This window comes from uncultured Marixanthomonas sp. (assembly GCF_963974425.1).
Taxonomy (GTDB): Bacteria; Bacteroidota; Bacteroidia; order Flavobacteriales; family Flavobacteriaceae; genus Marixanthomonas.
Window position 1 is genome coordinate 1 of record NZ_CAXBCK010000075.1, and the last position, 7325, is coordinate 7325.

General features: G+C 37.3%; 6 protein-coding genes. 1 reads left to right on the plus strand and 5 read right to left on the minus strand.

Annotated elements, in window-relative coordinates; genetic code table 11:
* Window positions 1–8 precede the first annotated feature (8 nt).
* Window positions 9–1622 (plus strand): ABC transporter ATP-binding protein, encoded by a 1614-nt coding sequence (locus AACZ92_RS15870; protein ID WP_339703482.1) that lies wholly within the window; start codon window positions 9–11, stop codon window positions 1620–1622.
* Window positions 1623–2094: 472 nt separating this feature from the next.
* Here AACZ92_RS15870 and AACZ92_RS15875 read toward each other — a convergent pair whose 3' ends face one another.
* From AACZ92_RS15875 to ricT, 5 genes are all read right to left on the minus strand, one after another.
* Entirely contained in the window at window positions 2095–2751 is a 657-nt protein-coding gene (locus tag AACZ92_RS15875; protein WP_339703467.1) for a CoA transferase subunit B, read from the minus strand.
* A complete protein-coding gene (locus AACZ92_RS15880; protein ID WP_117158088.1) occupies window positions 2751–3452 on the minus strand; it encodes a CoA transferase subunit A in 702 nt (233 codons plus the stop codon). The genes AACZ92_RS15875 and AACZ92_RS15880 overlap by 1 nt, the downstream gene beginning before the upstream one ends.
* 129 nt (window positions 3453–3581) lie before the next feature.
* Window positions 3582–5918, minus strand: a complete 2337-nt coding sequence (locus AACZ92_RS15885; protein WP_339703472.1) for a transglycosylase domain-containing protein — start codon at window positions 5916–5918, stop codon at window positions 3582–3584.
* Window positions 5919–5922: 4 nt separating this feature from the next.
* On the minus strand, window positions 5923–6405 hold the full coding sequence (locus AACZ92_RS15890) for a gliding motility lipoprotein GldH (RefSeq protein ID WP_339703475.1): 483 nt from the start codon (window positions 6403–6405) through the stop codon (window positions 5923–5925).
* Window positions 6398–7325: regulatory iron-sulfur-containing complex subunit RicT (ricT, locus tag AACZ92_RS15895; protein WP_339703478.1), on the minus strand; the 928-nt coding region annotated here is incomplete at its 5' end. The genes AACZ92_RS15890 and ricT, both read right to left, overlap by 8 nt.

A 7325-nucleotide genomic window follows, 5' to 3' on the forward strand; every position in this document is an offset into this window, starting at 1 on the left:
TTACCGTAATCCATGATATTTCTTTTTCAATTACTGAAAATGAAATAGTTGGGGTTGTGGGAGAATCTGGTTCAGGAAAATCTGTCACCGCCATGTCTATTATGGGGTTATTGCCTGTAAAGCAATCTCATGTAACGGGTGAGATCTTATTTCAGAAAAAAAATGTTTTAGAAACAAGTGCTAAAGAGTTTCGGAACATTCGTGGAAAAGAAATTGCCATGATTTTTCAAGAACCCATGAGTGCTTTAAACCCTTCTTTAACTTGTGGATTTCAAGTTTCAGAAATAGTACAACACCATTTAAACTATTCAGCTTCCGAAGCAAAAAAAGAAACGCTATCCCTTTTCGAAAAAGTAAAACTTCCAAGACCTAAAGAATTATATAATAGCTACCCACACCAAATAAGTGGTGGGCAAATGCAACGAGTCATGATTGCCATGGCCATTGCGTGTAAACCTAAATTACTTATTGCCGATGAGCCTACAACAGCTTTAGATGTTACCGTTCAAAAAGAAATTTTAATGTTGTTGAAAGAGTTGCAACAAGAAACGAGAATGAGTTTATTGTTCATTTCGCACGATTTAGCTTTGGTTTCAGAAATTGCAGACCGAGTAGTGGTTATGTACAAAGGTGATATTGTTGAAACAGGTAATGTAAACGAATTATTTAAAAGCCCAAAAGACGAGTACACCAAAGCTTTGCTGGCTTCTCGCCCAACTTTAGAAAAGCGTTTAGAAAAGCTACCTACCATTTCTTCTATTGCAGACAAGAGCTTTGAGCCAGTAGTTGAAACTTCTCAATCTCGTGCGAAAAGGCATAAAAAAATATATACCAAAACACCTTTGCTCGAAGTAAAGAACCTAGAAAAAGAGTATTACAGTAATGCTGGTTTTTTTAAGTCTAAACAAACGCTAAAAGCAGTAAATGACGTCAGCTTTGCCATTTTTGAAGGTGAAACTATGGGCTTAGTAGGTGAGTCTGGTTGCGGAAAATCTACCTTAGGTAAAACCATTTTACAATTAGAAAAAGCCACAAAAGGGCACATTTTATACCGCGGAAAAGAATTAACCCAATTAAAAGCTTCTGAAATACGAAAACTACGCAAGGAAATACAGCTTATTTTTCAAGACCCCTACTCGTCTTTAAATCCTCGGATTTTAATTGGTGAATCTATAACAGAGCCTATGAAAGTACACAACATTGGCGCTTCAAAAAAAGAACGGCAAGAAAAGGCAAAAAAATTATTAAGTCGTGTCGGGCTAGATGAATCATATTATTATAGATATCCACACGAACTTTCTGGCGGACAACGACAACGTGTGGGGATTGCTAGAACCATCGCTTTAGAACCCAAATTAGTTATTTGCGACGAGTCGGTTTCTGCATTGGATATTTCAGTGCAAGCGCAGGTTTTAAATTTGTTGAATGAACTAAAAGATGATTTTGGGTTTACATACCTATTTATCTCCCACGATTTGGCAGTTGTGAAATATATGGCCGATCAATTATTGGTTATGAACGAAGGGAAAATAGAAGAGTTAGGCGATGCAGATGAAATATATGCTAACCCACAAAAAGAATACACTCAAAAACTTATTGATGCTATCCCGAAGGGGATTTAGGTTTCGGGGCTTCGATACAATCCCGATTCTATCGGGATCACTCAGCCACCTTACATCTGATTTATTCTTAAAATTTTGAGCATAAAAAAACCCGTTCTAACCTCACAAAGAACGGGCTTAGTATATGAATCATTGCAGATTCGGGGCAAAATAAGTACCCATAACTACCAATTGGCAGTATTACATAAGCAAGAAAACTTTCTTGGCTACATACAGAACATTTCTAAGTAATGAAAATGTGTTCTTTAGGGAGTTAATTACGTTTTTCATAAGTAGACTTTTAGTTAGTTAGACAAAATTCGGGACTGCTAATATGAAAAATAAAATATATTAAATCGATTAAAAACATTTTAATTCGATAAAAAGCTTAAAATTTTAACATTTAAAGAAATTTTGAGTAAAGTATCTTATTTTTATATTAAAAAAAAGACCGATGTTTACACATCGGCCAATACTCTATAAAAATAGTTTTTTAGAATTTCATTTCGGGAATTTCTCCATTTACTACCAATTCACCTTCAGTGGCTTCTTTTATTTCATCGATACTCACACCTGGAGCGCGTTCCAATAAATGAAAAGCATTGTCTTTTATTTCAAGAACGGCAAGATTGGTAACAATCTTTCGTACACATTCCACCCCAGTTAACGGCAAGGTACATTCTTTTAATAGTTTTGAAGCACCGGCTCTATTAGTGTGCATCATGGCAACGATAATGTTTTCTGCTGAAGCAACTAAATCCATAGCTCCTCCCATTCCTTTTACCATTTTTCCAGGTATTTTCCAGTTGGCAATGTTCCCGTTTTGTGCCACTTCCATAGATCCTAAAATTGTTAAATCTACATGCTGCCCGCGTATCATGGAAAAACTCATGGCCGAGTCGAAAAAGGAAGCACCTGGCAATGCTGTAATAGTTTGTTTCCCGGCGTTTATCAAATCTGGGTCTTCTTCACCTTCTAAAGGGAAAGGTCCCATTCCTAAAATGCCATTTTCACTTTGAAATTCTACTTGAATATCATCCCGTACATAATTGGCAACCAATGTAGGAATACCAATACCAAGATTTACGTAATACCCATCTTTTACTTCTTTCGCTATGCGTTGTGCTATTTGTTCTTTAGATAATGACATTATTTCTTAGGTCTTACGGTTCGTTGTTCAATTCTCTTTTCATAATCTTTTCCTTGGAAAATTCGCTGTACAAATATTCCTGGAATATGTATTTGATTAGGGTCTAGTTCTCCAGCTGGCACTAACTCTTCCACCTCAGCAACTGTTATTTTGGCCGCACCACTCATATTTGCATTGAAATTTCGAGCAGTTCCCTTAAAAATAAGATTTCCTGCTTCATCTCCTTTCCAAGCTTTTATAAAAGCAAAATCGGCTTTAAAGGCCTTTTCCATTACATGCATTTTACCATCAAACTCTCGAGTTTCTTTTCCTTCGGCAACTTCAGTTCCATAACCAGCAGGAGTAAAAAATGCTGGAATACCGCTTTGGGCAGCTTGACAGCGCTGTGCTAAGGTTCCTTGCGGGATTAATTCAACCTCCATTTCGCCACTTAACATCTGGCGTTCAAATTCTTTGTTTTCACCTACATACGATGAAATCATTTTTTTTATTTGATGTTTTCTAAGCAATAATCCCAATCCAAAATCATCTACACCAGCATTATTAGATATACATGTTACATCTTGAATATTTAACCGAACTAATTCTTTGATAGCATTTTCAGGAATTCCGCTTAATCCAAAGCCACCTAGCATTAAAGTCATACTGTCTTTTATGCCCTTACAAGCTTCTTCAACATTTGAAACTGTTTTATTAATCATTATTTTTTATTTTTCAGAAAATTACAAAATTTGCTTCAAAAATACTTCGTAAGGGAGTGGCATTTTCAGAAATACAACAAAAAAACCGTTTCAGAATCTGAAACGGTTTTAATTATTTTTTAAATTTAGCTAGAAGTCAAACTCGTCTGGCACATCATCTACGTCTTGATTATCCTCTCTCCATTTAGCACAATCTGTTTCAATCGTGACACCCGAAGGACGTTTAAAGTTTTCATCAGAAACATTTAGCTCTTCATCAGCGAGGCATTTTTTCATATAAATAGCCCAAATAGGCAACGCCATAGTTGCTCCTTGACCGTAAGCGGTGCTTCTAAAATGAGTAGCACGATCTTCACCGCCAACCCAAACACCGGTTACAAGATTAGGTACAATCCCCATAAACCAACCATCACTATTATTTTGTGTAGTTCCGGTTTTTCCAGCGATTGGATTTTTAAAATCGTATGGATAGCCTGTAATGACATTTTTATACATATGACCTCCACGCCACGTTCCTCGCAGCCTACTACCCGACCCAGACTGCACCACTCCTTGCATCAAACTTACGGTAACGTAGGCAGTTTCATCACTGATTACATCTTTGGTTTCAGGAACATTTTGATATAAAACAGTACCATTTTTATCTTCTATACGTTGTATAAGCGTTGGTTTTACATACACACCTTCGTTGGCAAAAACACTATAAGCGCCTACCATTTCGTATAAAGAAACATCGGGCGTTCCTAAAGCTATGGAAGGAGCCGCCGGCATATTTTTAGTATCTACCCCCATTTTTGAAATTAATTCAATTACTGGTTTTGGGCCAACACGATCTATTAATCTAGCTGTTACGGTGTTTATTGAGCGCGCCAAGGCTTCTTTTAAGGTTACCATACCTCCATAGTCACCTCCTGCATTTCTTGGAGTCCAAGGTTTTAATAAACCATATTTTCCTTCTTCAATAGTATATTGTGTATTTGGAAGCGTATCACAAGGCGACATATGCATTTGGTCTATCGCCGTAGCATAAACAAAAGGTTTAAACGTCGAGCCAATTTGACGATGCCCTGTCTTTACCATATCGTACTTAAAATGCTTATAATTAACGCCTCCCACCCAAGCTTTTACTTCTCCTGTTTGTGGGGTCATCGACATTAAAGAGGCTCGTAAAAACCGTTTGTAATATCGAATGGAATCCATTGGCGTCATAATGGTATCGATAGCATTATTTTCGGCAGTCCAAGAAAAGATGCGCATTTGTGCTTTCTTTTTAAAACTGGCAATAATTTCTTCCTTATTCTTTCCTTGTTTCTCCATTTCTCGCCAACGATCGCTTCGTCGCATGGCCGATTTCATAATCTGTTCCGTTTCTTCTTCAGTAATATCGCGAAAAGGAGCTGTTTTATTTTTTTCGTTTTGGCTGTCAAATTCTTTCTGAAGATTTCTCATATGCATATCGACAGCTTCTTCTGCATATTCCTGCATTTTAGAATCTATAGTCGTATATACCTTTAAACCATCACTGTAAATATTGTATTGAGAGCCATCTGTTTTTGGGTTTTCCTTAATCCAATCTGACATAAAAGCACGTGCATACTCCCTAAAATAAGTTGCAATACCTTCATCGTGACCCTGTGGGGTGTATTTTATTTCAAGTGGTAAAGCTTGCAGTGAATCTTTTACGCTTTCTGTAATAAAATCGTACTTCTCCATTTGCGAAAGCACCACATTTCTACGGTTTTTTACACCTACTGGATTCCGTAATGGATTATAAAGTGAAGAGTTTTTAAACATCCCAACTAGCATAGCAGATTCAGCCGTGGTAAGTTCTGAAGGACTTTTATCGAAATAGATACTGGCTGCAGATTCAATACCAACCGCTTGATTAAGAAAATCGTACTCGTTAAAGTACATAGTTAATATTTCTTCTTTGGTGTAGCGGCGTTCTAAACGAGTAGAAATAACCCACTCTTTTATTTTTTGAAGCCCTCTTTCTAACTTATTATCTGAAACTTGTTCAGTAAAAAACAATTTGGCTAATTGTTGTGAAATTGTACTAGCACCACCTCTAGATCCTAAAAAAACAGCGGCTCTTACCGTTCCTTTTGCATCAATACCTGAGTGATCGTAATAGCGAGCATCTTCAGTTGCAATTAATGCGTTTATTAAATGATCGGGTAGTTCTTCATATTTAACTGGAGTTCGGTTTTCTTTATAAAACTTACCTAATGTTTTACCATCTGTAGAGATAATCTCGGTGGCCAGATTTTTTTCAGGGTTTTCAAGGCTGGTTTCATCAGGCAAGCTTCCGAAAAATCCCCACGAAGCGAAAAGGAAAACAAGAATTATCACTCCTATTCCAATACCAAATATTTTCCAAAAGGTTCTAATGTGTCTTCCGGTATCGTCTTTTTGTTTCTTCGGCTTTTTTTTCGAGGCCGATTTTTTAGCTTGTTGTTTTGCCATCTTATTATTGTTGCGATGCTTCTTCAATGCTGAAGCCAACATCTGTAATGCCTTCTAGTTTGGTAACGCCCTCAACATCGCCGTTATTGCGTACGGCTTGCATGATGCGAAGTTGATATGTGCCTTCTTCTGGAAACTTAACTTTTTCTTTAAACCAAAGTTTGCTGTCTTTTAAACTTCCAATGCCTTCGCCTAGCCATGCACCATCGGGTTCGGCCATTCTATACTCTAACGTATCTTGAATGGTCTTTCCATGCGGAAACTCCATTGAAACAATTAAAAAAAGGTTGTTAAAACGATAGTCGTTCGTATTCCTAAGATGTAAAAAGACATTGTACTGTTTTAACGAATCTAACTGCGGAATTGAAAACGCAATAGTATCGTTTTTATCCCAATAATTGGGTAGCGAATGGGTATCGCTCATAACAGCATCAGTGTTACAGGAGGCCAATAAACCTGCTACTGCAACTAAAAAAAGATTACGCATTCTTTTTTGAATTTCTATTTTTACTTCGATTTCTGTTTTTGTTACGGCTTTTACGACGTTTATTTCGCTTTTTCCCTTTTGGCTGATCAAAACGCGTTAAACTATCTTGCCCCACGACATTGCTGAACAGTTCTTTTTTCGATTCCTGAACCTCAACAACGTATTCTTCAAGGCTTGCAACTTTAGTGCCTTTTTTATTAAGCGCTATAATTTTATTTACATTTTCTACAGAAAGCTCCAGCCAGTTCATCCCTTCTTTTACATACGAAAACCACATTAACCCTTTAAAAATATCGGTTTTCTGGCAAATGGCAGGTCCTTTTTCAGTCTGTAACTTTACATCACTTTTCGGAAACTCTTTTAAGGCTTCTAAATAGGTGTCTAATTCGTAATTAAGACAACATTTCAGTTTGCCACATTGTCCGGCCAATTTTAATGGGTTTAATGACAGTTGTTGGTATCGAGCTGCTGAAGTGGTAACCGATCTAAAATCGGTTAACCAAGTAGAGCAACACAATTCACGACCACAAGAACCTATACCTCCTAGACGCGCTGCTTCTTGACGCAAGCCTATCTGACGCATTTCGATTCTAGTTTTGAATTCAGTGGCATATTCTCTGATGAGATCACGGAAATCTACACGTTCATCTGCAGTGTAATAAAAGGTGGCTTTAGACCCATCTCCTTGAAATTCAATATCAGAGATTTTCATTTTGAGTTGAAGACGTATGGCGATCTGACGAGCACGTATTTTCATAGGATCTTCTTTCTCTCGAGCAGCTACCCATTTTTCTACGTCTTTTTCGCTGGCAATGCGGTACACTTGCGGTATCTCGTCATCTATTTTAACGCGTTTGCGTTTCATTTGTACACGCACTAATTCTCCAGTAATGGTGACGCCACCTATATCGTGGCCACTC

Coding starts and splice junctions, on each gene's coding strand:
- AACZ92_RS15875 (WP_339703467.1), bottom strand. CDS start 2,751: ATGTCATTATCTAAAGAACAAATAGCACAACGCATAGCGAAAGAAGTA.
- AACZ92_RS15885 (WP_339703472.1), bottom strand. CDS start 5,918: ATGGCAAAACAACAAGCTAAAAAATCGGCCTCGAAAAAAAAGCCGAAG.
- AACZ92_RS15890 (WP_339703475.1), bottom strand. CDS start 6,405: ATGCGTAATCTTTTTTTAGTTGCAGTAGCAGGTTTATTGGCCTCCTGT.
- AACZ92_RS15880 (WP_117158088.1), bottom strand. CDS start 3,452: ATGATTAATAAAACAGTTTCAAATGTTGAAGAAGCTTGTAAGGGCATA.